Source organism: Arthrobacter sp. AG367, from assembly GCF_007828995.1.
Taxonomy (GTDB): domain Bacteria; phylum Actinomycetota; class Actinomycetes; order Actinomycetales; family Micrococcaceae; genus Arthrobacter.
Map to the genome: position 1 here is coordinate 551,044 of NZ_VIVE01000002.1, position 25,833 is coordinate 576,876.

General features: G+C 66.6%; 25 protein-coding genes and 1 tRNA gene. 14 read left to right on the plus strand and 12 right to left on the minus strand.

From position 1 onward, the window contains the following. Positions 1–88 precede the first annotated feature (88 nt). Together FB478_RS09615 and FB478_RS09620 are read right to left on the minus strand one after the other, a co-directional pair. Positions 89–1,180, minus strand: a complete 1,092-nt coding sequence (locus tag FB478_RS09615) for a hypothetical protein (RefSeq protein WP_144600286.1) — start codon at positions 1,178–1,180, stop codon at positions 89–91. Positions 1,181–1,242: 62 nt separating this feature from the next. Further along, positions 1,243–2,247, minus strand: coding sequence for a hypothetical protein (locus tag FB478_RS09620; RefSeq protein WP_144600287.1), 1,005 nt, complete (start codon positions 2,245–2,247; stop codon positions 1,243–1,245). Positions 2,248–2,369: 122 nt separating this feature from the next. On the opposite strand from FB478_RS09620, the gene FB478_RS09625 reads away from it, so the two are divergent. Then, positions 2,370–3,611: an NAD(P)/FAD-dependent oxidoreductase gene (locus tag FB478_RS09625; protein ID WP_018771203.1), complete on the plus strand. Its 1,242-nt coding sequence runs from the start codon at positions 2,370–2,372 to the stop codon at positions 3,609–3,611. Positions 3,612–3,721: 110 nt separating this feature from the next. On the opposite strand, the gene FB478_RS09630 is transcribed toward FB478_RS09625, so the two are convergent. The 7 genes from FB478_RS09630 to tmk all read right to left on the minus strand — a co-directional run bounded on the left by FB478_RS09630 (position 3,722) and on the right by tmk (position 11,131). After that, complete coding sequence (locus FB478_RS09630) at positions 3,722–4,663, minus strand: polysaccharide deacetylase family protein (protein ID WP_261377377.1); 942 nt, start codon at positions 4,661–4,663, stop codon at positions 3,722–3,724. Continuing rightward, positions 4,660–4,806 (minus strand): hypothetical protein, encoded by a 147-nt coding sequence (locus tag FB478_RS21120; protein ID WP_186447769.1) that lies wholly within the window; start codon positions 4,804–4,806, stop codon positions 4,660–4,662. The genes FB478_RS09630 and FB478_RS21120 overlap by 4 nt, the downstream gene beginning before the upstream one ends. Before the next feature lie 279 nt (positions 4,807–5,085). Further along, positions 5,086–7,062, minus strand: a complete 1,977-nt coding sequence (locus FB478_RS09635) for an APC family permease (RefSeq protein WP_144600288.1) — start codon at positions 7,060–7,062, stop codon at positions 5,086–5,088. Between the two features lie 494 nt (positions 7,063–7,556). After that, positions 7,557–7,629 (minus strand) — tRNA-Thr (locus FB478_RS09640). Positions 7,630–7,734: 105 nt separating this feature from the next. Next, positions 7,735–9,300 carry an alpha/beta hydrolase gene (locus FB478_RS09645; RefSeq protein ID WP_144600289.1) on the minus strand — a complete coding sequence of 522 codons (1,566 nt, stop codon included), beginning with the start codon at positions 9,298–9,300 and terminating at the stop codon, positions 7,735–7,737. Further along, complete coding sequence (locus FB478_RS09650; protein ID WP_056389228.1) at positions 9,297–10,460, minus strand: DNA polymerase III subunit delta'; 1,164 nt, start codon at positions 10,458–10,460, stop codon at positions 9,297–9,299. The genes FB478_RS09645 and FB478_RS09650 overlap by 4 nt, the downstream gene beginning before the upstream one ends. After that, positions 10,457–11,131 (minus strand): dTMP kinase, encoded by a 675-nt coding sequence (gene tmk / locus FB478_RS09655; protein ID WP_018771198.1) that lies wholly within the window; start codon positions 11,129–11,131, stop codon positions 10,457–10,459. Before tmk ends, FB478_RS09650 begins: the two co-directional genes overlap by 4 nt. 135 nt (positions 11,132–11,266) lie before the next feature. Between tmk and FB478_RS09660 the strand changes: the two genes are divergently transcribed. Together FB478_RS09660 and FB478_RS09665 are read left to right on the plus strand one after the other, a co-directional pair. Then, entirely contained in the window at positions 11,267–12,457 is a 1,191-nt protein-coding gene (locus FB478_RS09660; RefSeq protein ID WP_144600290.1) for a PLP-dependent aspartate aminotransferase family protein, read from the plus strand. 9 nt (positions 12,458–12,466) lie between these two features. Continuing rightward, positions 12,467–12,820: a DUF2516 family protein gene (locus tag FB478_RS09665; RefSeq protein WP_026266062.1), complete on the plus strand. Its 354-nt coding sequence runs from the start codon at positions 12,467–12,469 to the stop codon at positions 12,818–12,820. Here FB478_RS09665 and FB478_RS09670 read toward each other — a convergent pair. Continuing rightward, positions 12,805–13,659, minus strand: a complete 855-nt coding sequence (locus FB478_RS09670) for a class I SAM-dependent methyltransferase (protein ID WP_056389223.1) — start codon at positions 13,657–13,659, stop codon at positions 12,805–12,807. The two genes, FB478_RS09665 and FB478_RS09670, sit on opposite strands and share 16 nt — an antisense overlap. A gap of 99 nt (positions 13,660–13,758) precedes the next feature. Between FB478_RS09670 and FB478_RS09675 the strand changes: the two genes are divergently transcribed. Beyond that, positions 13,759–14,505 carry a phosphoglyceromutase gene (locus FB478_RS09675; protein ID WP_018771194.1) on the plus strand — a complete coding sequence of 249 codons (747 nt, stop codon included), beginning with the start codon at positions 13,759–13,761 and terminating at the stop codon, positions 14,503–14,505. Between the two features lie 75 nt (positions 14,506–14,580). On the opposite strand, the gene phoU is transcribed toward FB478_RS09675, so the two are convergent. Then, positions 14,581–15,243 (minus strand): phosphate signaling complex protein PhoU, encoded by a 663-nt coding sequence (gene phoU / locus FB478_RS09680; protein ID WP_018771193.1) that lies wholly within the window; start codon positions 15,241–15,243, stop codon positions 14,581–14,583. Between the two features lie 205 nt (positions 15,244–15,448). Between phoU and FB478_RS09685 the strand changes: the two genes are divergently transcribed. After that, positions 15,449–16,681 carry a cell wall metabolism sensor histidine kinase WalK gene (locus tag FB478_RS09685; protein ID WP_144600327.1) on the plus strand — a complete coding sequence of 411 codons (1,233 nt, stop codon included), beginning with the start codon at positions 15,449–15,451 and terminating at the stop codon, positions 16,679–16,681. Continuing rightward, complete coding sequence (locus tag FB478_RS09690; RefSeq protein ID WP_026266060.1) at positions 16,678–17,358, plus strand: response regulator transcription factor; 681 nt, start codon at positions 16,678–16,680, stop codon at positions 17,356–17,358. Before FB478_RS09685 ends, FB478_RS09690 begins: the two co-directional genes overlap by 4 nt. A gap of 89 nt (positions 17,359–17,447) precedes the next feature. Here the strand turns inward: FB478_RS09690 and FB478_RS09695 are convergent, their stop codons facing one another. Further along, on the minus strand, positions 17,448–18,047 hold the full coding sequence (locus tag FB478_RS09695) for a hypothetical protein (RefSeq protein WP_056389217.1): 600 nt from the start codon (positions 18,045–18,047) through the stop codon (positions 17,448–17,450). Between the two features lie 272 nt (positions 18,048–18,319). Between FB478_RS09695 and FB478_RS09700 the strand changes: the two genes are divergently transcribed. The 8 genes from FB478_RS09700 (at position 18,320) to FB478_RS09735 (ending at position 25,818) form a co-directional block, all read left to right on the plus strand. Continuing rightward, complete coding sequence (locus FB478_RS09700) at positions 18,320–18,802, plus strand: CarD family transcriptional regulator (RefSeq protein ID WP_011690592.1); 483 nt, start codon at positions 18,320–18,322, stop codon at positions 18,800–18,802. Between the two features lie 108 nt (positions 18,803–18,910). After that, positions 18,911–19,693 (plus strand): 2-C-methyl-D-erythritol 4-phosphate cytidylyltransferase, encoded by a 783-nt coding sequence (ispD, locus tag FB478_RS09705; protein WP_056389214.1) that lies wholly within the window; start codon positions 18,911–18,913, stop codon positions 19,691–19,693. A gap of 8 nt (positions 19,694–19,701) precedes the next feature. Continuing rightward, entirely contained in the window at positions 19,702–20,202 is a 501-nt protein-coding gene (ispF, locus tag FB478_RS09710; protein WP_018771188.1) for a 2-C-methyl-D-erythritol 2,4-cyclodiphosphate synthase, read from the plus strand. 9 nt (positions 20,203–20,211) lie between these two features. Beyond that, positions 20,212–21,669: a cysteine--tRNA ligase gene (gene cysS, locus FB478_RS09715; protein ID WP_018771187.1), complete on the plus strand. Its 1,458-nt coding sequence runs from the start codon at positions 20,212–20,214 to the stop codon at positions 21,667–21,669. A gap of 105 nt (positions 21,670–21,774) precedes the next feature. Continuing rightward, entirely contained in the window at positions 21,775–22,764 is a 990-nt protein-coding gene (gene rlmB / locus FB478_RS09720) for a 23S rRNA (guanosine(2251)-2'-O)-methyltransferase RlmB (protein WP_018771186.1), read from the plus strand. 90 nt (positions 22,765–22,854) lie between these two features. Further along, positions 22,855–24,960 (plus strand): glycogen debranching protein GlgX, encoded by a 2,106-nt coding sequence (glgX, locus tag FB478_RS09725; protein ID WP_144600291.1) that lies wholly within the window; start codon positions 22,855–22,857, stop codon positions 24,958–24,960. Positions 24,961–24,965: 5 nt separating this feature from the next. Further along, on the plus strand, positions 24,966–25,454 hold the full coding sequence (locus FB478_RS09730; RefSeq protein WP_144600292.1) for a ribonuclease domain-containing protein: 489 nt from the start codon (positions 24,966–24,968) through the stop codon (positions 25,452–25,454). A 7-nt stretch (positions 25,455–25,461) separates the two neighbouring features. Then, positions 25,462–25,818, plus strand: a complete 357-nt coding sequence (locus FB478_RS09735) for a barstar family protein (protein WP_018771183.1) — start codon at positions 25,462–25,464, stop codon at positions 25,816–25,818. The last annotated feature ends 15 nt before the right edge of the window (positions 25,819–25,833 follow it).

A 25,833-nucleotide genomic window follows, 5' to 3' on the forward strand; every position in this document is an offset into this window, starting at 1 on the left:
CAACCGGGGTCTGACATTCACCGGAAGCAGCGCCGCGTGTTGTTGGGATTTGCCAACCCGGCTGAAGCCAGGCCGCGCACCTGGCGGGCTAAAGGGCCCGTGGATCCGGGACTGCGGCGCCGGTGGCCCGCACCTTCAGCACGAGTGCGGCCACGGACAGCATTGCCAGCCCGCTCCATGTGAGGGTTCCGCTCCATATCTCGGGCGGGAAGCTGAGCGCCCGGTCGTGAAGCGCCACAGTAGCGAAATAGGGGGCCCAGAAGACGACAGGTGAGAGGCCTGCCGCGGTCAGGAGCCGCGCGGGACTGTCCGGGACCGGCCGCGCCGCCGCCCACACCACTCCTACCAGGAGTGAACCGGCCAGGGCAGCCGGCAACAGCCAGGCATCCCGCAGGGCCACCATGATCTGCAGGGCTGCGGAGGGGACCAGCACCATCGCCGCCGGCACCAGGGCCGGCAGCCGCCACCGCAGCGACAGCAACAGGATGGGAACGAAGAGCACGAACGTCGAGACCAGGAATGTCGCCAAGGAGACCATGATGCTCGACGACGTTGGACCCGTCACCGCCGGCTGGGTCCCGGCGGGGCCGGAGTACGTCTGGATGAGGCCATGGCGGGAGAAGACCGCAAACTCCTGCAGGATGAAAGCTGCAACCATGCCGGCGAGCATCGCGCTCACGAACGCCGGCACCAGCCGGGCCCACGGCCGGGCAGGTGAGTGCCACGCTGCCGAGAAAGGTGCACCAAGAATGAGGAAGCCGCCGGTAGCCAGACCCAGGTGGGACGGGCTGAACAGGGCGCTGATGTTCTGCTCAATGCCGAACACCGAATGCCAGGCGAAGTCGCCCAGCCCGGAAGCAAGGAAGAGGAGTACGCCGGCGGAGGCTGCCCCATAGCCGGCAGGGACTGCTTCCCGCCACCTCGTCCCCGGGGCGTGCCGGCGCCAGGTCAAGGCGCCGATCCAGAGGGCGCAGGCGGCGAAGCCTGAGTAGAGGATCGCGTGCCACGGTGTGAAGAACGTCTCCAGGCCGCGGAGGTTGTTGTGCGCCCAGCCGTCAACGTAGGTCCCCGTGAGGAGCCAGACGCCGGCCGCGAGGGTGACGGCGTCTTCCACGGCCGTGGTGGGACGGTGAACCGATACCGGCGGGATCGCAAAGGCGTGTGCTGCTGCGGCGTCCATAGCTCCACAGTAGGTCCCGCCGATGCCCGGGGCGAGAGGGCATGCCAAGTAGTTGGCGCCCCTCAGGTGCTGGCCAGGCGGAGTACGCGTTCCTGTGCCAGCATGGCCGTGCGGCTGGCTTTGTCGGCCGCCCGGACCGCCTGTTTCGCTTCTGCGGTGGTGGCGGCGAGCCGCTTCCGGGAACGGTCCAGGCTTTCCTCGGCGGCCTTGAGCCGGTTTCGAAGCTCAGCCGTTTCCTGCTGCAGTAACGCGATTTCCGCACGTGTCTGCTCCTCCCGGTCCTGCAGCTCGCCCGCGAGCCGGGAGGCCTCCTCTTCAGCGGCCTGGGCCTCGGCCAGCGCGGCCCTGGCCCTTTCCAGCGCCGGCGGCGAGGCCGGCCGGGGAGTCTGCCGCACTGCCTCAAGCCGGGGCTTGGCGGGCTTTGGCTGGGTGTAGTGCTCCGCCGTCGTGCGTGTCTTTGCCGCTGTTGCCTTTGGCCCCGCTGCCTGCGCCTCCGTTTTCGTCTTTGGAGCCGGGGGAGCACTTGCGCGGGCGGTGGCCGGCGCGGCCGGGAGCAGCCCGGGGAGGGCCACCGCCCCGTCCAGGTCGACGTCGTTGATGCCGTCGGCTGACAGGACTTTCAGCAGCCGGCCGCTGCCCACCGCAGCCGCCGCACGCTCGTCTGCCGTCAGTGCCCGCAGGGTCTCCTCAACGTCGGCGGCCATCGCGTCGCTGATGGAGCGGCCCTGCTCCTGGGCCACAGACCGGGCAGCGTCGACGGCGTCAGCCAGCATGGTGCGGCGCTCCCGGCCCAGTTCGCGCAGGGCGGGCGCATCCAGCGAGTTCTGCGCTGCCCGCATGCGCTCGCCAAGTCCGCGAAGCGCGGCCAGCACGTCCGGCCGGTGCCGTGCCAGCATGTTGAGCGCCCACGCGGCGACGGATGGTTTCGGCAGGGCGCGGACCGCTGCCCCCAGTTCCTTGTCCTGCCGCCCGGCGTCCTTCGCAGCGGCGGTCCTGGCCGCTATGAAGTCGTCCAGCGTCCCGCCGTACAGCCTGTCCGCAATGTCCGCCAGGGCTTCGTCTTCCATGCCGCCATCTTAGGTGCCGTGCTCCCGCCGGCGTCCGGTCCCGGCGGGCGCCGGACGCCGGCCGCCCTGCCAGTGGCCTCGGCACTCTGTTACTCATCGGCCCGGAGGGGTAAGTTGCACGAATGGACGATTCATACCAGGTCATCGTGGTTGGCGGCGGATTCGCCGGAAAGACGGCGGCTGAGGAGTTGGGCCGCAAGGGCGTCCGGGTGCTGTTGCTCGATGCCAACAATTACCAGCAGTTCCAGCCGCTCCTGTACCAGGTGGCTGCATCCCAGATTGGCGTCTCGGCGGTCACCCGGCCGCTCAGGTCGGAGTTCCGCAAGGTCAACAATGTCCGCGTCCTCACCGCGGAGGTGACGTCTATCGATGCGGCCAACCGCACCGTCACCACCGCAGACGGCTCCAGCTACCGGGCCAGGATCCTGGTCATCGCCACCGGGGCCGTACCGAACTTCTTCAACACCCCGGGCGCCGAAGAGCACGCCTACCCGCTGTACTCGGTGGCGGACGCAACGCGCCTGAGCGCCGCGATCACTGCTGTTTTGGACGAAGCTGACCGCGAGCCCGGGGCGGAAGCCGACGTGGTCGTGGTGGGCGGGGGTCCCACTGGTGTGGAAACTGCAGGCGCCTTGGCGGAGAACGTCAAATACATCGTGCCCAAATACTTCTCGCCGGGGCTGGCTGCCCGGTGCCATGTCCACCTGGTGGATATGGTTCCGAACGTCCTTGCCGCGTTCTCCGAAAAGTCGCAGGCGTATGCGCGGGACCGCCTGACCAAGCTGGGCGTACAGCTGCACATGGGCCAGCCTGTTGGTGAGGTCCGCCCGGACGGCGTGACCCTCAAGGACGGCACCGTTATTCCCGGCCGGGTGGTGGTGTGGGCCGGTGGCCTCCAGGCCGGCCGGATCATTACCGGGTCCGGCCTGAAACAGGGCAAGGGCGGCAGGGTGGACGTGCAGGCCGATCTGACAGTCCCTGATTTTGACGGCGTGTACGTGCTGGGGGACTCCGCCAACATCACCGATGCCACTGGAAACAAACTGCCGCAGCTCGGGTCGGTTGCGCAGCAATCAGGCAAGTGGGCGGCCCGCAATATCTATGCAGACCTTACCGGCGGTGTGCGCCAGCCTTTCCGGTACTGGGACAAGGGGTATATGGCCATGGTGGGACGCGGCGCAGCGGTCGCGGAGCTGGGGCGCCGCCGCCTGCAACTGCAGGGCCCACTGGCGTTCGTGTCCTGGCTGGCGGTCCACCTGGCCCTGCTGCCCGGATTCCAGCAGAAAGTCAGGGCGCTGTTCTCCTGGGCCAACGGCTACGTCACCCACAGCCCGGCCCAGGTGGTGGTGGGCAGGCCGGATTAGTTCCCGGCGAAACCCGGAAGGTGGCGCCCGCCATCGCGCATCGACGGGGTCCTGCGTTCGCTAACGTATGGATCAGCACCTACCCGGCCGGCGGAGCTCCGGAGGCATGCTCAGGGCAGATGGGTGAAGGAGATTCCTGCTGCCAGCAGCTTGTCCACCGCCTGCTTCACGCCTTCCGCCGTTCCGCCGTTGGGGTGGTTTCCATGGCAGATGACCACATCTCCGGCCCGGGCCTTTCCCACTTCTTTGGCGACGACGGCGGCGGGATAGGTGGCGCCGCCGTCGCCATTGATGCTGAAGCCTGCCGGCTTCACGCCCAAGGTATTCAGGATGTCCACGGCGATGTCATCCATGTACGCGGTGCCCGGGCGGAAGTACCGGGGACGCTTACCGGTGATGCCGGCCAGGACGCCGTCGTTGGGTATGACCTCGTCATAGACTTCCCCCGCGTTCCTGGTGCCCGGGATGCCGTAGGCCGTGTTGCCGGCGGTGGATAACGGCTTATGGGACGTCCCGTGGTTGGCGATCTCAAAGAGCGGATCCGCTGCCAGCTGACGGGCCGTGGCCGGGTTGGCTGTGATCCACCGCGAATTCAGGAACAGCGTTGCCGGGACGTGCCGTTGGCGCAGGGTATCAATCAGCACCTGATCGTAACCGCTGCCGCCGGGACCGCCGCAAAAGTCGAAGGTGAGGGCGATGCCCTGTGATCCGGGCGGCAGCCGCGTTAGGACGCCGGGTGCCTCCAGACCCCAGTAGTGGGCCTGGCGTTTCGCATAGGTTTCGATGATCTGTGCCCGGGCGGGCACGGTGCCTGCAGGCGTCCTGGATGCCGGCCCGTCGCCGTCGGAGCCGGTATGCGACAGCGGCGCGGAGCCGTCCGCCGGACCGTTGGCGGTGTCCGCGGACGTGTCCTGTGCCGCGGAAGGGTGCCCTGGTTGCGGCTGCAGGTCGGGCACGGCGGCCGACAACGTCAGCACGGCTGCCAGGAGGATGGTCCTGCGGGCGGGTCCTTTCCCGTCCTGGTTCATGTGCCGGGGTGCGTGCTGGTTCACCCCTGGGATCCCCCCAACGCCGCGAAGTGGGCGCTTGTCCTGCCCCGCCGGGCCGGGCCTCCGGGGGTGTACGGCAGGAGGTGGCCGAAGCTGCTTGCATGTGCCGCGGCGCGCGGAACAGCAGCCTGGAAGCGGGTGGTCATGTGGGGAGGATACCTTGGCTTTCTTGCCGTTCCCTGAACCTCGCACTGCACCGGGGTGGCGGGCGTAATAAAGTGCGGATCCGGGCCTGGCGGTGGCAGCTCGGCGTCCCGGTTCGGGGCAGGCCGTTCCTAAGTTCCCTTCCCTGGGCGGCCCGGACAGGAGCGGTTGTCAGGGCGGCCCTGAAGGTAGCTGACCAGGTTCGGCGGCCGGCAGGGGACGCCGGAGCGCCCCCTTCACGTTCTACTGCCGACACCTGCTTGACCTCCGCGCCGCGCTCGTCAGCCGACGTGAATGCCTGGCCTTGCCGCCTGGTCGGGTTCAATCTCGCGGAGGATCTCCCGCACCAGCGGCGGGGTGTCACCCTGCCCGAGGAAAAGATAACGCATCAGGTGCGCCACCGGGCTTCCCTCGGACCACTCGAAATAGCACTGCGGTTTCGCGCCGGTGGAGTTCCGCATCGCCAGCAGGACCGCCGCGATGGCATTTGGCACGGCCGGGGATTTCACCCTAAGCACCCGGTAGCCCTCGACTTCAAGACCTTCGACCCGGAGCGTGTGCGTGAAGTCCGACGGGTCGGAGATCTCGACCTCGAGAAAGATAACGTCGGCTGGGCCCGGAACCGGGTTCAGCCCCCGCTGTTCGTACTCCTTCTCGGCGTACTCAGCCTTGTCACCGCTTTGCTTCTTGTTGGCGATGATGTGCAGCTCGCCGTCGAAGGCAATCGAGTCTGTGATGAACTGGCGGGCGGCCTCATCGAATTCAATGGTATCCACGCGCAGTTCGGTGGAGCGGGTGACCCGCGAGATGAGCGAGACCGCGATGATCCCGGCGATGAAGAACGCCGAGATGACGATCCCGTCCGGTTTTTCGAGGACGTTGTCGCCCAGGGCGTACAGCAGGATCAGGGTCAGGATGCCGAAGCCTACGGCCCCGGCCCTGCTCCGGCGCCGGATGGCCGAGACCGTGACGGCGACCGCCCCGGAGACCATCATGGCCAGGATCCCGGTGGCGTACGCGCCGGCCTGGGCGTTCACGTCGGCGCGGAACGCGATGGTGATGCCGATGCTCAGGACGGTGTAGACCAACACCACGGGGCGGACCGCGCGGGCCCATTCCGGTGCCATTCCGTAGGCGGGCAGGTACCGCGGCACGATGTTGATCAGCCCTGCCATGGCGGACGCGCCGGCGAACCAGAGGATCAGGGCGCTGGAGATGTCGTAGACGGTACCGAACCCGGCTCCGAACAGGTCGTGGGCGAGGAACGCGAGGGCGCGTCCGTTGGCCTGTCCACCCTCCTCGAATTCCTTGGCGGGGATCATGACCGTGGTGATGAAGCTGGTGGACATGAGGTAGACGCTCATGATGAGGGCGGCCGTGGTGAGCAGCTTGCGGGTGTTTTTGACCCGGGAGGCCATCGCTTCCTCGGGTGTGCGTCCCGTGGCCTTGATCAGCGGCATCATGGAGACGCCGGTTTCGAAGCCGGACAGGCCCAGGACCAGCAGCGGGAAGGCGATGATGGCAGGGCTGACCAGCCCGATCGGGCCGCCGCCGCTGGAGAACAGCCGGTCGGTCCAGCCGCTGACCAGCGACGGATCCGCGGCCAGGTGGAGGAACCCAGCCACCACAACGGCGGCATTGAGGAGCAGGTAGATGGCCACCAGGGGGATCGCCACACCTACAGCTTCGTTGAAGCCGAGCAGGAACACCCCGCCGAGGATCAGAAGCAGGATCACGGTGATGATGACGGCGCTGCCCTTGAGGGCCTCGGGGATGAGCGGGTTCTCGAGCAGGTGGACGGTCGCGTCAGCGCCGGAGAGGGTGATCGTGATGATCCAGGAGGTTGCGACGAAGCCCAGGAGCAGCAGGACGAAGAACTTGCCGCGCCAGAACGGCAGCAGCTTCTCCAACATTGCCACCGATCCTTGCCCGTGGGGGCTTTCCTGCGCGACCCTGCGGTACATGGGAAGCATCCCCAGCAACGTCAGGGCCACAATCAGCAACGTGGCCAGTGGGGAGAGGGCGCCGGCAGCCAGGGCGGCGATGCCGGGCAGGTAGGACAAGGTGGAGAAGTAGTCGACTCCGGTCAGGCACATGACCTTCCACCAGGCGTTGGGTTTATGGTCTTCCTTGGCCTCCGGGCCGGCGGGGGCCACCTGGTTGGCGAGCAGCCAGCGGACCAGGGGAGCCTGGTCCAGGCTTGAGTCCTGCTTCAGGGAGACCTGGGCCGGAACCGGGTGGTCAGAAGGGGGTGTCATTGAGGACTTTCTATTGATGACCAGGGTGGTCGGCGACGAATCGAAGCGCACGAACGGGCCAATTCTAGTCCGGGTCTGTACGTGGAACTGGGGTTACGGGGCGTCCATTTGGGCATGTCCCACAGCGGCGGCGGCTGGTCCGGGACGGGTTGCGCAGTGTCGGTGACTGGCCGGCCGACCATGAGCAGATGGTCAGGTGTGGAGTTCGCGCCAAAGGCGCTGCAGCAGTTTTCGGGGAACGCCCCCGGTTCGTGCCAAGTAGGCGTAGAACGGCGCGTTGTGGTGGTTTCAGCGGCAGCTCGCTCCCGTCAATAGCCCTGGCGGACTGACGTCGAGGGCCTGCTTGGCGCACGTTCCGGGCGGCCAGCACTGTCTTTGGATCGTGGCCGGGAGGGGTTCCCATCATGTGCCCTGGCCTCAGGCAGTACTACCCGCTTAACCAGCGAAAAACCCCGGAAACCCCTGAAATCAGGGGCTGTCCGGGGTTTATCCCGAGCTTCCTATCAGAATCGAACTGATGACCTTTTCATTACGAGTGAAACGCTCTACCGACTGAGCTAAGGAAGCACCGCACCAAATCCCCCGGACGAACCGGGCGCTTCATGCAAGAGTCAACTGTAATAGAGTCCCGCCGCCCCGGTCAAAATGGCCGGCGTGACGCTGCTGCGACCCTCAGCACACCGTATTGTCGGCCGGCAGCTTGCCGCTGACCAGATAGTTGTCCACGGAATCCTCCAGGCAGCTGTTGGCCCGGCCGTACGCGGTGTGTCCTTCACCCTTCCAGGTCAGCAGGGAGGCGTTCCCCAGCTGCTTGCGCAGTGATGCTGCCCATTCAACGGGGGTTGCGGGGTCGCCGGTGGTGCCGATGACCACGATGGGGGAGTCGCCGCTGTACTCCACCGCCGCCGGCGTGCGGACGTTTTTGTACGGCCAGTCTGCGCAGATGGTTCCGCCGTAGGCAAAGAAGTAGCCCAAGGTGGGTGAATCCTGTTCCAGCCGCTTTTCCTCCGCCCGCATGCCCGCGGCGTCCGAAACCATGGGGTAGTCCAGGCAGTTGACCGCATTGAAAGCGAGCGCCGAATTGGACGTATAGGAGCCGTCGGGGGCCCGGTCGGCACCGATATCGGCAAGCCGGAGCATGAGGCTGACGTCCCCGGAAACGGCGGCCTCCAGCGCTTGGGTGAGGGCCGGCCAGCTTTGGTCGTTGTAAAGCGGGGTGATCAGGCCGCTGACGAACTGGGTTGCATTGACCAGCCGCCCGTCCTTGGCCGTGCGGGGTGTCTGCCGTATGGAGTCAATGAGGTCCCGGATCTGCTGAACGCCGGAGTCGACATCACCGCCCAGGGGGCACTTGGTCTGCTTCTGGCAGCTGGCCACGTAGCTGTGGAGCGCCTTTTCGAAGGCCCGGGCCTGGCCGCTGGTCAGGTCCTCATTGCTGATTGACGGATCGAGGGCGCCATCGAGGACCATCCGGCCTACGTTGTCCGGGAAAAGCGAGGCGTAGGTGGAGCCCAGGAACGTGCCGTAGGAGTACCCCAGGTAGTTCAGCTTGGAGTCGTTCACAACCGCGCGGAGCACGTCCAGGTCCTTCGCGGCGCTGACGGTGTCAATGTGGCCCAGGACGGGGCCTGTTTGTGACGCGCACTGGGTAGCGATTGCCTTGCTGTCAGCCAGTGCCGCCGCCAGCCCGGCATCGGTTTCGTACGCGTAGATCTTGGCCCGGGCGGCGTCGCGTTCGGCGTCCGTGGCACAGGTGACCGGAGCGGAGCGCTTCACGCCACGCGGATCGAAGCCCACGAGGTCGTAGGCGTTGCGGACAGCCGCTGAAAAGTGGGTTCCGGCAGCGTCTTTGACAAAGTCGTAACCGGAGGCGCCCGGGCCGCCGGGATTGACCAGGAGGCTGCCGGTCTTCTTACCGGTGCTGGGTGCCCGGAGCGCTGCGATCTGGATGGTGTCGCCGCCGGGATTGGCGTAATCCATGGGCACGTTCACCTTGGCGCACTGGAATTCCCCTTCGCAGGGCTCCCACACGATTTGCTGCGAGTAGAACTTTTCCAGCCCTGCGGGAGCAGACGCCACGATGGAGGGGTCAGCCTTGGCCGTGGCAGCTTCCGGCGGGTTCTTGTCGCCACCAAGGAGGCTGCAGGAGGCCAGGACAACGGCCACGGCCATTGCTGCGGCGGCGCGGACAGCGACCGTCAGGGACCTGTGGCGTGCGGGCAGGGGGCGGGCAGTCATCGGGTCTCCTTGGAGGGCTGTATCAGGCTGGCAGCCATGGACTCAATGGTCAGCAGCGGGGCAACGTTGGTGGTGGTGATGCGTTCACGGGCTTTGTTAATGGCGTCCATGCGGGCCAGCGTGGCTTCCGGCGTGGAGCGGGCTGCGAACTCTTCCAGCTCACTCCTCAGCTCAACGTTGACCAACTCCACGGCGTTCCCAAGCTGGATGATCAGGACGTCGCGGTAGAAGGACAATAAATCCGTCAGGGTCCGGTCCAGGGAGTCCGTGATGGATCTCTTGGCCCGCCGCTTCTGGTCGTCTTCGAGCTGTTTCAGCTGGCTGCGCATGGCCGGGGGGAGGGCGCCGGTTTCCGGTGCTCCCAGCGTCGCCAGCAGTGCGGCCTTCTCTGCTGCATCGCGTTCCTCGTTGGAGCTGTTGGCCTCCGCAGTGGCGATCTTGACCAGCTTGTCCGCCATCATGACCGCCGCTGTTACGCCGCGCAGCCCCAGCGGGAAGCGGACAGTCTCCAGGCGGCGTTCCCTTGCCGCCGGATCCCTGGCCAGCCTCCGGGCGATGCCCACATGGCTTTGGGCAGCGCGGGCGGCCTGCTCCGCAAGGGCAGGGTCCACGCCGTCGCGCCGGACCAGCAGCGCTGCCACGTCCGACGCGGGCGGCAGCCGCAGGGCAACGCTTCGGCAGCGGGACCGGATGGTCACCAGGACATCGGCCGGGGACGGCGCGCAGAGCATCCACACGGTCCGCGGCGTGGGTTCCTCGATGGCCTTGAGCAGCACGTTGGTGGTCCGCTCGGCCATGCGGTCGGCGTCCTCCACCACGATGATCCGCCACCGCCCGGACGACGGCCGGTTGCCGGCGGTTGCCACCAGTTCGCGGGCCTCGTCAATAGTGATGGTGACCTTCTCTGTGCGCACGAAGGTCACGTCCGAATGCGTTTCACCCAGGATCGTGTGGCAGGCCTGGCACTGTCCGCAGCCACGCTGGCCCACGTCCTCCTGGTCGCAGTTCAGTGCGGCCGCGAACGCCTTGGCGGCATTGGAGCGGCCCGACCCCGGCGGACCGGTGAACAGCCAGGCGTGCGTCAGGCTTTCGCCGCCGGCGGCTTGGCGCAGTTGTTCGACGACGGCGGGCTGGCCCTGGAGGTCATCCCAGACGGTCATGAGTCACCGCCGTCCGTGGCTGCTGCGGCGGCAGGAACGGCAAGGAGGGTTTCCACCCGGGCGAGGATCTGAGCGGCAAGGTCTTCCACCGGCAGGTGGGCCGGGAGGACCAGGTACGACTCCGGGCGGTCCGCAGCAAGGCTAAGGAAGGCCTCCCGGATCCGGGTATGGAACTCGTCAGCCTCGGATTCCAGGCGGTCTTCCGCTGCCTGGCCGGCAGTTCGGCGGCGGCGGCCAAGTTGGGGGTCAACGTCCAAAAGGACTGTGAGGTGGGGCTGGAGGCCCGATGTGGCCCACTCATTGAGGGAACGCACCGCGTCCAGGCCCAGGTTGCGGCCGGCACCCTGGTAGGCCACCGAGGAGTCGATGTAACGGTCCGTCAGGACGATTTCACCGCGGCCAAGAGCCGGGCGGATTACCTGGGTGGCGTGCGCGGCCCGGGAAGCCGCAAATATGAGGGCCTCGGTGTGCGCGTCGATGTCGCCATTGCCGTGGTCCAGCACAAGCGACCGCAGCTTCTCGCCAACCGGGGTGCCGCCGGGCTCCCGGGTGCGCAGCACGGTGTAGCCCAGGGACTCCAATGCTGCCGCAAGCCGGCCGGCCTGGGTGGACTTGCCTGCACCATCGCCACCCTCGAACGCGATGAATACGCCGGCCCTCTGTTTGTTCACTTCTCAAGCCTACCGAGGGGTACCGACTTTTCCCGATCCGTAGCTACCTCGAAGGCGGCAGTCCGGTGAACGGCAGCCGTCCACAAAACGACACCGCTTTCCGGCGGATCCGGCAGGAACAGTACGCTTTTCACCATGAGTCTTTCCGAGCACCAGGCCGCTTCCCTTTCACCCGAGACCGTGGTGGTGGCGGCCGGGCGTCCGCCGCGGGAAAGGGACCAGCCGGTCAATCCTCCCATCACGCTTTCCTCCACCTACTTCGGTACCGGTCCGCTGGGCGACGGCGACCGGGGTTATGGCCGCTATTCCAACCCCACCTGGGATCCCTTTGAGGAGGCCCTCGGCCAGCTTGAAGGAGCTGCCCTTCCCGGACTGCTCTACGCGTCGGGGCTGGCGGCGGTCAGTTCCGCGCTGTCCCTGATCCCTGCCGGCGGCGTGCTGGTCATGCCCAACCACAGCTACTCCGGCTCCCTGGTGATGGCGACGGAACTTGCCCAAAAAGGATTCATCGAACTCCGGACAGTGGACATTGCCGACACGGACGCCGTCAAGGATGCCCTGGCACCGCAAGGCCCGTCGGCGAAAACCGCGGCCATGCTGTGGCTGGAAAGCCCCACCAACCCCATGCTCGGAATAGCGGACATGCCGGCCGTCGCTGAGGCCGCCCATGCAGCCGGGGCAATCGTCGTCACTGACAACACCTTTTCCACGCCACTGGTGCAGCAGCCCCTGCAGCTCGGATCCGACGTCGTCCTCCACTCGGTGACCAAGTACCTCGCCGGGCACTCCGACGTCGTCCTTGGCGCCCTGGTTACTTCCAATCCGGACATCCGGTCGTCGCTGCTCCACCACCGCATCATCCACGGCGCCATCGCGGGTCCCTTCGAAGCGTGGCTCGCACTGCGGGGTCTGCGGACCCTCGCGCTGCGCGTGGAACGGTCGCAGGAGTCGGCAATGATCCTGGCGGAACGCCTCGCCGCCCACCCCGCCATTGATTCCATCCGGTTCCCCGGGCTCGATTCCGACCCCGGCCATGCCCGCGCCAAGGAACAAATGCAGGGCTTTGGCTCCATTATCTGTGTCCAGGTGGCACCCACGGCGGGCCTGGGCGGCGCCGACGCCGCGGACAAGCTGGTGCAGGCGTTGGAGCTTTGGCTGCCGGCCACCTCCCTGGGCGGGGTCGAATCCCTGATCGAACGGCGGCGCCGGCACTCGGCGGAACCCGCCAGCGTCCCCGAAAACCTGGTTCGGCTGAGCGTCGGGGTGGAAAATGTTGAGGACCTGTGGGCTGACCTGAAGCAGGCGCTGGACACGCTGGAGGGCTAGGCTGGGCTTGTGGACGGTCGAATAATTATCGCGTACGTAGAGCAGGCAGTGTTCTTTATCCTTGGCCTGGTGGCCCTGGGGCTTGAACTGTGGGCGTTCGTGGACTGTGCCAGGCACCGGGCCAACGCCTTCGAAGCCACGGGCAAGCGGACCAAGACGTTCTGGCTTGCCCTCACCGGCGGTGCGTTGCTGGTGGGCATCATTTCGCTGTTCGGCGCCGGTGGCGGCATTATCAGCACCCTTGGCCTCTTCGGGCTCGCCGCCGTGGTGGCAGCCTCCGTCTACCTGGCCGACGTCCGTCCCGCAGTGAAGGACGCAGGCCGCGGCGGCAGCCGCAACATGGGCCCCTACGGCCCCTGGTAACCAGGTTCCACGGCCGCCCAGTCCACCGTCAGCTCGCCCAGCCGCCACCTGGCCGGCCCGTCCTGCACCGGCCACCCGGCCTCGCGCAGGCCCCGGCACATGCCGACCCAGCGCTGCCTGTTGCCGAACGAGGCGAGCGGCGCGCTCCCAAGCCATGCGCGGTCCATCGCCTGCATGAAGGCATGAACAGGTTCGCCAGGGACGTTGCGGTGGATCAAGGCCTTGGGAAGCCGCTCGGCCACGTCCGAAGGCAGGTCGAAGCTCCCGAAACGGACCGAGATGCTCAGCGACAGCGGACGGACCCGGTCGAGGGTCACCCACGCCACGCGCCGCCCGATCTCGTCGCACGTGCCGTCCACGAATATGCCGCCCGGCGACAACCTGCCCTGCACCAGCTGCCAGATGCCCCGGACATCAGCTTCCTCGTACTGCCGCAGGACATTGAAGGCGCGGACCAGGACAGGATGGCCGGGAACGGGCAGCTCGAAGCCGCCCAGGTGGAAGGTCAGCCCGGGCCGCTGCAGCGGAAGCGCAGCGCGGACGCGCTCCGGTTCGATCTCGATCCCGCAGACCCGCACGTCCGGCCGGACAGCGGCGAGCCTTTCATGGAGTTCGACGGCGGTGGCTGGTGTTGCGCCGTAGCCCAGGTCAATGACGAGCGGGTCAGCCGCCGACCGCAGGCGCCAGGCCTGAGGTCCGGCCAGCCAGCGGTCCACCCGGCGCATCCGGTTGGGGTTGGTGGTGCCGCGGGTGACGTTGCCCACCGGACGGCCCTGCCGGGCGGCGGATGTCCTGCCGGATAGTTGCGGGGAGTTCACCCGTTCAGCCTTTTGAACCACCGCACAACCCTATCCCTGGCCCTGGGGGAAGCGGGCCCCACCGCGGCCTGGCTTGTAACGCTGGGCGGGCGGCAACACTGCTCGGCTAGGATGAAAATCATGACTTACAAGCTGATTCTGCTGCGCCACGGCCACAGCGAATGGAACGCAAAGAACCTGTTCACCGGCTGGGTGGACGTTGACCTGAACGACCAGGGCCGCGCGGAAGCAGCGCGCGGCGGTGAGCTGCTGGTGGAGAACAACATCCTTCCGGACGTGCTCTACACCTCCCTGCTGAAGCGGGCCATCAACACCGCGAACATCGCCCTGGACAAGGCCGACCGCGGCTGGATTCCGGTCAAGCGCGACTGGCGCCTGAACGAACGCCACTACGGCGCGCTGCAGGGCAAGGACAAGGCGCAGACCCTCGCCGAATACGGCGAAGAGCAGTTCATGGAATGGCGCCGTTCCTACGACACCCCGCCGCCGCCCCTCGACGACAACTCCGAGTTCTCCCAGGCGCACGACCCCCGTTACGCGGGACTCGGCGATGCCCTGCCGCGCACCGAGTGCCTCAAGGATGTCCTGGTGCGGCTCCTGCCCTACTGGGAATCGGACATCAAGGAGGACCTCAAGGCAGGCAAGACGGTCCTGGTGACCGCACACGGCAACTCGCTGCGTGCCCTGGTCAAGCACCTCGACGGCATCAGCGACGAAGCCATCGCCGGCCTGAACATCCCCACCGGCATCCCGCTGGTGTACGAACTGGACGAGGACTTCAAGCCGGTCAAGCCCGGCGGAACGTACCTGGACCCCGAAGCTGCCGAAGAAGCCATCCTGGCAGTGGCAAACCAGGGCAAGAAATAGGACATTAAACCCGTACGACGGCGGGCCGGTCACCTCAGGTGACCGGCCCGCCGTCGTCCTCCGGCAGCTTGGGTGTCAGCTGTGTTCTGTCCCGGTGGGCTGCCATGCGCCCGTAACCAGGTAGGTCACCTTCTGGGCGACGGAGACGCCGTGGTCGGCGAAGCGCTCGAAGTAGCGGCTGGCGAGGGCCACGTCCACGGTGGTGGCGGGGGACTCGTGCCACTCAGGCGCGGCGATGGCCTTGAAGACGCTCAGGTGCAGGTCATTGATCGCCGTGTTGGCCTTGAGGATGTCCCTGGCCACCTCGAGGTCGCGGCTTTCAAGCAGGACGGTCAGCTTGTCGGCGATCTCCTGGTCGAGCTCGGCCATCCGGTTGAAGGTCTCCGTCATGGACTCCGGAATCACCGTGGAGGGGTAGCGGAGGCGGGCCAGCTGGGCGATGTGGCGGGCCAGGTCACCCATCCGCTCGAGGGACGCGCTCATCCGCAGGGAACCGACGATCATGCGCAGGTCGCTGGCGACAGGACCCTGCAGTGCCAGAATGTCGATGGCCCGCTCATCGAGGCTGTTCTGCAGGAAATCGATGCGCGCGTCCGCGGCGATGACATCCTGCGCGAGGTCCACGTCCGCTACCTGGAACGAGGTAGTGGCCTTGTTGATCGCTTCGCTGACCAGTCGGGAGATCTCCACCAGCTGGTCACCGACCTGGGTGAGCTCTTCCTGAAAAACCTTACGCACGTAGGCGTCCTTTCCTTGGAACTCCCGCCGGCCGCTGCGGGGCAGCAGGAATCGTGTCGCCATTAGGCGCTCTGACCACCAACTCTGTCATCGCCCGGTAAACGATTATGCCCACACAGATGAACGTTAGTTGAACCGTTGGCCGGATAGGCCGGAAGTCGGCAGGAGGCTTAGGGCAAGAGCATAAAGTGGAGCTGTGGATCCTATGCTCATTGGTCTGGTTGCCGGCCTTATTGGCCTGGCGCTTGGCACGTTCGGCGTGCTTGCCTACCGGGTCAGCGAGAAGCAGCGCGAGCTGCTGGACATCGACGCCGGGGAGCTGGCACTGCCGCCCGGCGCAGCGGAGGTGCTCGCCGTCGTCGGACGCGCTTTTGTGGTGCTGGACGACGTGGACGGCGTGGTCCGGGCCAGCCCCGCAGCGTACGCGTACGGCCTGGTCCGCGGGCACACCGTGGTCCACAGGGAACTCCTGGACATGACCGCGGGAGTCCGGCGGGACGGCGTCATCCTGGAAAAGCAGCTCGAACTCCCGAGGGGGCCGCTGGGCAAGGGAACCATCATCGTCCAGGTGCGGGCGGCCATGCTGGGTGAGGAATACATCCTGCTCCTCGCCGATGACCGGACGGAGATCACGCGCACCGAAGAGATCCGCAACGACTTCGTCGCCAACGTATCCCACGAACTGAAAACCCCCGTGGGTGCCATTTCGCTGCTGGCCGAGGCGCTCGAATCCTCCGCCGACGATCCTGACGCTGTCCGCCGCTTCGCCAAGCGCATGCACAAGGAATCCGCCCGCCTGGCCGCCCTGGTCCAGGACATCATCGAACTTTCCCGCCTGCAGGGCGCCAGCGTGACCCAGCAGGGCGGCCCGGTGGACATCAACGCCGTCATCGCCGAGGCCGTGGACCGGTCGCAGCTTCCCGCGGAAAGCAAGAACATCAGCATCGTGGTGGGCGGCCGCACCGAGGGCAAGGTCTTCGGTGACCAGGACCTGCTGGTGACGGCGCTGCGAAACCTTATCGACAACGCCATCCGCTATTCACCCGACAACACCCGGGTGGGGATCGGTGTACGTTCCAGGGAAGGCGTAGTCTCGATTTCCGTGACGGATCAGGGCGAGGGGCTGACCCCTGAGGACCAGGAACGCGTGTTCGAACGCTTCTACCGGGTGGACGCCGCCCGTTCCCGCCAGACGGGCGGTACCGGCCTGGGCCTGAGCATCGTGAAGCACGTGGCGTCCAACCACGGCGGCGAAGTGACCCTCTGGTCCCAGCCCGGGCAAGGGTCCACCTTCACCCTCCGGCTGCCCGAAATGGAAGGCCAGGACGGCGAGGACGCGCCGGCCGGGCCGGAAGCACCGGCACAGGCGCCGGAAAAACCCAGTCTTACCCACCTACCCCGCGCCGCCGGCGCAACAGATCGAGGAGCCAGCGCTTGAGCAGGATTTTGATTGTCGAGGACGAGGAGTCGTTCAGCGATCCGTTGTCCTATTTGCTGGGCAAAGAAGGGTTCGAGGTGGAGGTGGTGGACAACGGCCTTGATGCCATCACCGAATTCGACCGCAACGGCGCCGACCTGGTGTTGCTTGACCTGCAGCTCCCGGGTCTCTCCGGCACTGAAGTGTGCCGGCAGCTCCGCCAGCGCTCAAGCGTCCCCGTCATCATGCTGACCGCCAAGGACTCGGAAATCGACAAGGTGGTGGGCCTGGAACTCGGTGCTGACGATTACGTCACCAAGCCCTACTCCTCCCGCGAACTGGTGGCCCGCGTCCGGGCGGTATTGCGGCGCCAGGGGGAGCCTGAGGAGCTGATTTCCTCAACCGTCCAGGCCGGTCCGGTCCGCATGGACATCGAACGGCACGTGGTGAGCGTGGACGGCCAGCAGGTCCTGCTTCCCTTGAAGGAGTTCGAGCTCCTGGAGATGCTGCTGCGCAACTCGGGCAGGGTGCTGACCCGCGGCCAGCTCATCGACCGCGTCTGGGGCTCCGACTACGTGGGCGATACCAAGACCCTTGACGTCCACGTGAAGCGCCTCCGCGGCAAGATCGAACCCGATCCGTCCGCTCCCCGCTACCTGGTGACCGTCCGCGGCCTTGGGTACAAATTCGAGCCGTAGGCCGTACCGGGACTCCGTCAGCAGGCATAACAAAAGGGAGGAGCCAGTGGGCTCCTCCCTTTCGTTGTGTCCGGGGTTCCGGCGCCTGCTTAGCGGCTCGTGGCGGTCGCGGTGGCAGTAGCCGGGGCGGAGGCGCTCGAAGTGGCGCTGGTGGTTGCGCCGGCAGAGGGGGTGGCGGATGAAGAAGCGGACGACGAGGACGTTGCCGAAGCGCTCGGCGTAGGTACGTAGTCCTTGTACTCCTCCAGCGTGGCGTCCAGGACGGGAACCTTGACGGTGTTGCTGACGTTGGTGCCGTTCTCGCTGATCTTGACGTCCACCAGGGAGCCGGGCTGGCCACCAGTGGTGCTCAGGATGGCTTCGTCGGACTTCTCGTTGAGGAGCGTGTACGAGTTGGCCTTCACCGGTACCTCGGTCTGCGAGCCCTTGGCGCCGTTGACCGTGAGCTTCACGTCCTTGGAAGAGGAGTTGTAAACGGCGCCGATCAGGCGGCCGGGCTTGTCCTCGCCGGTGGAAACAATCAGGATGTTCCGCAACTGCAGGGGACCGAGGTCCGCGCGGATGCCGTCCGAGGCGGAGTACTGATGGCTGGTCTGCTGGGGCGTGATGTAACCGCAGCCCGCGGTCAGCAGGCTGGCGCCAAGGGCAGCAGCCGTCAGTGCCAGTTTGCCGCGCTGGGCCCGGTTCATCGCAGTGGAACGCACGTCACGTACTCCTCGAGAAATTTGAAGTCTTTTTCAGCCCATAGCCTATCCGCAATGAGGGGCAAACGAGGATTCGGCGGTGTCACATCCACTGTGGGAGCGCTCACCTGATGCACTAATCCTCCCATCCGTCAAGGGGGTGAAGGGGGTTGATTGGGCCCATTTTCCGCGTATTTTCGCGGTTGGAGGCCCTTTCTCCGGCCGGTCATATGCCTGAATCGTGATAAACTGGTCTGCGGGAAAGGGGAAATGTCCACATGGTATTTGAGGTCGGCGAGACAGTAGTTTACCCTCACCACGGTGCTGCGAAGATTGAAGAAATCAAGATGCGCACCATCAAGGGCGAAGAGAAGATGTATCTCAAGCTCAAGGTGGCTCAGGGTGATCTGACCATTGAAGTTCCAGCAGAGAACGTTGACCTTGTTGGGGTCCGGGACGTAGTGGGCAAGGAAGGCCTGGAGCACGTGTTTGATGTGCTCCGCGCCGAGTTCACCGAGGAACCCACCAACTGGTCACGCAGGTACAAGGCAAATCTGGAGAAGCTTGCTTCCGGTGACGTCATCAAGGTGGCAGAGGTCGTTCGCGACCTGTGGCGCCGGGATCACGACCGGGGCCTTTCCGCAGGCGAGAAGCGTATGCTGGCCAAAGCCCGTCAGATTCTGATTTCAGAACTGGCGCTGGCTGAAAAGACCGACGAGGAGAAGGCTGCAAGCGTTCTCGACGAGGTCCTGGCTTCCTAAGAATTTAGCCCCGGCGGCACGCAAGTGCCGCCGGGGCTTCTTTTTTTGGCATCACCCGCCGGTGTCCAAGCCGCCTGACCGCAGTGGCGGCGTCGTAGGCTAGTCCGCATGAGTGAATCACCCACGCGCCTGGTCACGGCCGTCATCCTCGTGGCCGCCGGTTCCGGGCAGCGCCTCGGCTACGGCATGCCCAAGGCCGCTGTTCCGCTCGGCGGCGAGCCCATCCTGATACATGCCCTGCGGGGCATTGTCGCGTCAGGAGTGGCCAGCCAGGTGTGCGTGGCGCTGCCTGCCGGTGACCAGGGCCTGCGGGAGTTGTGTGACGACTTCCGTGGCGAGCTTGCCGATGGTGGTCCACTCCTGACGATTGTCGACGGCGGAGCCACCCGGGCCGACTCCGTCCGCGCAGGCATCTCGGCACTGATGGACGGCATCGAGGCGGTCCTGGTCCACGACGCCGCCCGCGCGCTCACGCCCGAATCCGTTTTCCACCGCGTCTCCGATGCCCTTGCCGCCGGCGCTGCCGCCGTCATTCCGGCGCTGCCCGTGGTAGACACCGTCAAAACGGTGGCCGCCACTACCGGGGAGGACGCGGCCTTTGCACCCGAAGTTGTCACGGGGACAGCCCGCCGCCAGGAGCTCCGGGCCGTGCAGACGCCCCAGGGTTTCCGGATCGGCGCGCTGCTGCAGGCGCACCAGGCCGCACAGTCCCTGGACCAGCAGCAGTCCGCGGCCGTCACCGACGACGCCATGCTGGTGGAGATGCTCGGCACCCCCGTCCATGCCGTCCGCGGATCAACGCAGTCCCTCAAGATCACAACGCCCCTTGACCTGATCTTCGCGGAAGGGCTCCTGGAAGGCCCGCTCGGCGCCCGGTGGGTGGAAGGATGAGCGCGGAGATGGTTCTGCCGCGCACCGGGGTGGGGATCGACGTCCATGCCTACGCGCCGGAAGACTCGCCCCGGCCCCTCTGGCTCGGTGGACTCCTATGGCCCGGCGAACGGGGCCTCGCCGGGCACTCAGATGGTGACGCCGTCGCCCATGCGGCCGCGGACGCCCTGTTCTCGGCCGCCGGTATCGGCGACCTTGGCACCCACTTCGGTACCGACCGCCCGGAGTTCGCCGGCGCATCCGGCGCCACCCTCCTGGCCGAAGCCGCCCGGATTGTCCGGGCAGCCGGGTTCGAAATTGGCAACGTTGCGGTGCAGTTCGTGGCCAACCGGCCCAAGTTCGGGCCGCGCAGGGAAGAATCCCAAAAGGTCCTCAGCGAAGCCGCAGGCGCCTCTGTGGGCGTCACGGCAACCACCAGCGACGGCCTGGGATTCACCGGACGCGGGGAAGGCATTTCGGCGGTGGCCACCGCGCTGGTGTACCCCCAGCAGCCCCAGCCCATCAGCTAGTCTGGAGCGGTGACCCTGCGCTTCTATGACACCGCCTCCGCCGAAGTCCGGAACTTCGTCCCCATCGTCGACGGCAAGGTCAGCCTCTACTACTGCGGCGCCACCGTCCAGGGCATGCCGCACGTGGGGCACATCCGCTCCGCCATCGCCTTTGACCAGCTCACCCGCTGGCTTGAGTACCGGGGCCTGCGCGTCACGGTCGTCCGCAACGTGACGGACATCGACGACAAGATCCTGGCCAAGTCCGAGGCTTCGTTCGCGCCGGACTTCAGCCCGGAGGTGGGCGAAGTGCCTCAGGAGGAATGGTGGGCGCTGGCGTACCGCTACGAGCAGGAATTCCTGAAGGCCTACGACACCCTTGGCGTCTCCCGGCCCACGTACGAACCCCGGGCCACCGGACACATCCCCGAGATGCATGCCCTGATCCAGCAGCTCATTGACCGCGGCCATGCCTATCCTGCCCTGGATGATTCAGGGGACGTGTACTTCGACGTCCGTTCGTGGGACACATACGGCGCACTGACCCGGCAGAACATCGATGACATGCAGGCAGCGCCCGACGCCGACCCCCGCGGCAAGAAGGACCCCCGCGACTTTGCGCTGTGGAAGGGCTCCAAAGAAGGGGAGCCGGCCACCGCCAGCTGGGCTTCGCCCTGGGGGGCAGGACGGCCCGGCTGGCACCTTGAGTGCTCGGCCATGGTCACCAAGTACCTGGGTACCGCATTCGATATCCATGGCGGCGGCCTGGACCTGCGCTTCCCGCACCACGAAAACGAGATGGCGCAGTCACAGGCGGCCGGACACCCGTTCGCCAACTTCTGGATGCACAACGGCATGGTGACCTACCAGGGCGAAAAGATGTCCAAGTCCATCGGCAACACCATCAGCCCCGCGGAGATGCTGGAACTCGCGTCGCCGCGGGTGGTGCGCTACTACCTCGGCCAGGCGCACTACCGCTCCATCCTGGACTACCGGCCCACCTCCCTGCAGGAGGCCGCGGCCGCCGTCGAACGCATTGACGGCTTCATCAGCCGGGCCGTGCGTGCACTTTCCTCTGACGGAACCTACACCCTTGCCACGGACGGTCTTGTTCCCGAGGCGTTCGAACGCGCCATGGATGACGACCTGAACGTCCCCCAGGCGCTGGCAGTACTCCATGACACGGTCCGCTCCGGAAACACCGCCCTCACTGAGGACCGGCTGGAGGACGCCCGGCAGGCGCTGCACCATGTCCACGACATGCTCGGGGTCCTGGGGCTGAACGCAGTCGAAGGCTCCGCTGCCGCGGCAACCCGGGAGGCCGAGGCCCTTGGCGTGCTGGTCGAAGCGCAGCTGGCCGCCCGCGCGGCTGCCCGGGCCCAAAAGGACTGGGCCGCCTCCGACGCCATCCGGGACACGCTCAACCAGGCCGGCGTCGTGGTGGAAGACGGCCCGGACGGCGCCACGTGGAGCCTCAAGCGGGACTGATCCCTACCCGCCCCAGGGGACGGATCGCTTGCCGGCGCTGCCGATTTTTCTTCGGTCAGTAGACTGGTAGGCAGATTCAGTCAACACAATCAAGGGTGGAACATCATGGCCAACAATGGTCGCCGATCGGTTAAAGCGAAGAAGGGCCCAACCATCGGAACCGGTGGCCATGGCCGCAAGGCCCTCGAGGGCAAGGGCCCCACGCCCAAGGCCGAGGACCGTCCGTACCACAAGGCACACAAAGCCAAGCAGCTGGCCGAGCGCTCCGCTGCCAAGCGCGGAACCGGTGCCCGCAGTGCCGGTGCCGCCAAGTCCGGACCCAAGGGCCGTGCCACCGAGGAAGTGGTGACCGGACGCAATTCGGTCGTAGAAGCGCTCCGCGCCGGCATCCCTGCCAAAGCCCTGCACGTTGCCATCCGCATCGAGATGGACGACCGGGTCAAGGAATCCCTGAAGCTCGCCGCCGAACGCGGCATCCCGCTGATGGAAACCGGCAAGGCGGAACTGGACCGGATGACGGACGACGCCGTCCACCAGGGCCTGGTGCTGCAGATCCCGCCTTACGATTACCAGGACGCCTACGAACTGGCCGAGGAAACCGTGGAGAAGTGGAAGAAGGGGCACGTCGCCAACGCGCCGCTCTTCGTTGCACTGGACGGCATCACGGACCCCCGGAACCTGGGTGCCATTATCCGCTCCGTCTCCGCCTTCAGCGGCCACGGCGTGATCGTGCCCGAGCGCCGCTCGGTGGGCGTCACCGCCTCGGCCTGGAAAACCAGCGCCGGCGCGGCGGTCCGCGTGCCCGTGGCCCGCGCCTCCAACCTGAACAACGCCCTGAAGCAGTTCAAGAACATGGGCATCTTCGTCCTGGGGCTCGACGGCGACGGCGACGTTTCGCTGCCTGACCTCACCCTGGCCAAAGAACCGGTGTGCATCGTTGTGGGCTCCGAGGGCAAGGGCCTGAGCCGCCTGGTCCGTGAGAACTGCGACCAGATCGTCTCCATCCCCATCGACTCCGCCATGGAGTCACTCAACGCGTCGATGGCCGTGGGCATCTCGCTGTACGAGGTCTCCCGCCAACGCGCGGCGGGGTAAGTACTTCCAGCCCGGTATCCCGGGATGGTTACCCGGCGCCGCTGTGGCGTACGGGCAGGTCAGGTGCCGCTGGCGGCTACTATTTAGGTGATGGTCATGCCGCTCTTCGACACTGCTTCCGCCATGGATGCCTCCTCGGCTGTTCCCCTCGGTGTCAGCGTTCCGCGCGCTGATTCCGGCGGTACCCGCCACCACGCCGGCGCGCGCGCCAACGTCGCCTGCCTTGCCCCCGGGGTGTCAAGCCTGGACATCGTGTACTGCCCTCCGGGCGGCCAGTGGCGGGTCCAGACGCTGCCCAACGTTACGCGCGGCGTCCATCACGGCATTGTCGAGGACCTGCCCTACGGATCGCACTACGGCTTCTGTCCCACGCCGGACCGCCAAACCCTGCCCTCCGGGCTTCCTGCAGGCAATGGGAACGGTTCCCGCAGCCAGCCCCTGCTCCTGGACCCCTATGGCCGGGGAGTGGACCAGCGCGACGGCGTCCTCACCAGCGTCCGGACCGCAACCGACTTCGACTGGGGGTCGGACGAACGCCTGCGCCTTCCCTGGCGCAACACGATCGTGTACGAAGCCCACGTCCGTGGCCAGAGCATGCTCCATCCCGACGTGCCGGAAGAGCTGAGGGGCACCTATGCCGGCCTGGCCCACCCAGCCGTGGTGGAGCACCTGACCAGCCTGGGCGTTACCTCCGTCCAGCTCCTGCCGGTGCACTTCCACGTCGATGAGCCGCACCTGCAGGACCTGGGACTGACCAACTACTGGGGGTACAACACCGCTGCGTTCTTCGCCTTGCACCCCGGGTACGCCACCCGGGCCGCCCGGGAGGAAGGCCCGCAGGCTGTCCAGGATGAGTTCAAGGCCATGGTCAAGGCACTCCACGAGGCCGGGCTGGAGGTCATCCTCGACGTCGTCTATAACCACACCGCCGAGGCCGGCCCGGGCGGACCGGTCCTGAGCTTCCGCGGACTGGGGGAGGACACCTACTACCGCGTGGACGGTCACGGCAGGTACATCGACACGACGGGCTGCGGCAACACGCTGAACTTCGCGGACCAGCGCGTGGTCCAGCTGGTGACGGATTCCCTCCGGTACTGGGTGGACGAATACCACATTGACGGATTCCGGTTCGACCTGGCCGTCACGCTCTGCCGGGACGCCGCGAACGAATTCGACCCCGAACATCCCTTCCTCACCGCTGTCGCCGCCGACCCCGTCCTGTCCGAGGTCAAGCTGATTGCCGAGCCCTGGGACATTGGCTACGGAGGCTGGCAGACAGGCCGCTTCCCGCCCGGATGGGTGGACTGGAACGACCACTTCCGGGACGCCGTCCGTACCTTTTGGCTGGCAGACCGTGCCGCCATCGACACTGGCGGGCACGGCAGGACCATGGCCAAACTCGCCGACGCCCTGTCCGGTTCCGCCAGCCTCTTCCAAGCGTCCGGCCGGTCACGCCTGGCATCGGTCAACTTCGTCACCGCCCACGACGGCTTCACCATGAACGACCTCGTGTCCTACGACCGCAAGCACAACGAGGCCAACGGCGAAGAGAACAGGGACGGGCACGGGGACAACCGCAGCTACAACCACGGCGTAGAGGGCCCCACCGAGAACGGTGTGATCCTCGCCCGGCGGGCGCAGTCGCGGCGGAACCTGATGGCATCACTGATGGTCTCGCTGGGGGTTCCCATGATCACCGCCGGGGACGAGCTCGCCCGGACGCAGCAGGGGAACAACAACGCCTATTGCCAGGACAATGCCATCACCTGGCTTGACTGGACCATGACGCCGGAAGCGCACGAAATGCTGCGCAGCACCAAACGGTACATCCGCCTGCGCAAGGAGTTCCTGGCTGCCCAGCCGCATGATTTCCCGGTGCGGGACGAGCAGTCCTACCTCTACTGGTTCGACCAGCACGGCCAGCCCATGTCCGCTGAACGCTGGAACGATCCGCACCACCGCGTCATGCAGCTCCTGCTGGGTGACGACGGCGGCGAACTGGCCGGCCTGGTGGTAGTGAACGGCAGTGCCTCGGACGTCACGGTCACCCTGCCGGACGCCGGGAGGAAGAATCCAAGCCTGTTCGAGCTTCGGCTGACCACCTCGCCCCGCCACAAGCAGCGGCAAGGCATCCAGGTGGCTTCGGGGGAAACCGACCTGGCCGAGGCCAACTCCATCAGCATCTACCGCACGTAGCTCACATGCGGAACCGCTCCATCCTCCCCCTGCTCCTGGCCGTGCTGGTAGTGCTGGCCATCGTGGCGTTCGGCGGCGCCGGGCTGCTGGGCCGGCAGACGGAAGGCACGACGCCGGAAACTGCTTCCAGCCGCACCCCCACACCGGGCGGAGCGGCAACGTCCCCGGCAGCGAAGCAGTCCCCGCCGCAGCGGGGCGCGAACCCGTCCAGCCTGCCGGAGATCAGGGAGTCCGCCCTTCCCCTGGAGGGCCGCCGGGTGCTGGGGCTGATCCGGGCGGGCGGTCCGTTCCAGTACAGCCAGGACCAGCAGGTGTTCGGCAACTTCGAGCGGATCCTGCCCGTCCGGAACCGTGGCTATTACCGCGAGTACACCGTCCCCACCCCCGGCGAACCGGACCGGGGCGCGCGGCGCATCGTGGCCGGTGACGGCGGGGAGAAATATTACACCAGTGACCACTACGCAACGTTCAAGTACATAGCGGAAGGCAGCTAGCGCAACCATGAGAATCTTCTCCGGCGACACCTGGACCCTGGAAGAGCTGCAGGAACAGGTGGCGGATGCCGGCCGGCGCAGCGTGGTGGTCCCACCCGCGGACAGCAAACGCGCCGTCCTGGAAACCTTCGGTGAGGTCCTGGATTTTCCCGAACACTATGGCGTGAACCTGGACGCGCTGAACGACTCGCTCCACGACTTCGCGGACAGCATCACCGACAACGGCAACCCACCCGTCACGGTCCTGTGGCAAGTGGCTGCCCCGTTCCGCAGCGACAGGTCGTTCGGGATCATCTGCGAAATCCTGCAGGACGCCGAACGGTACGCGGGCAATGACCTTGCCGTCACCGCCGTCATGCTCTGACCCGGCTCCCGTCCT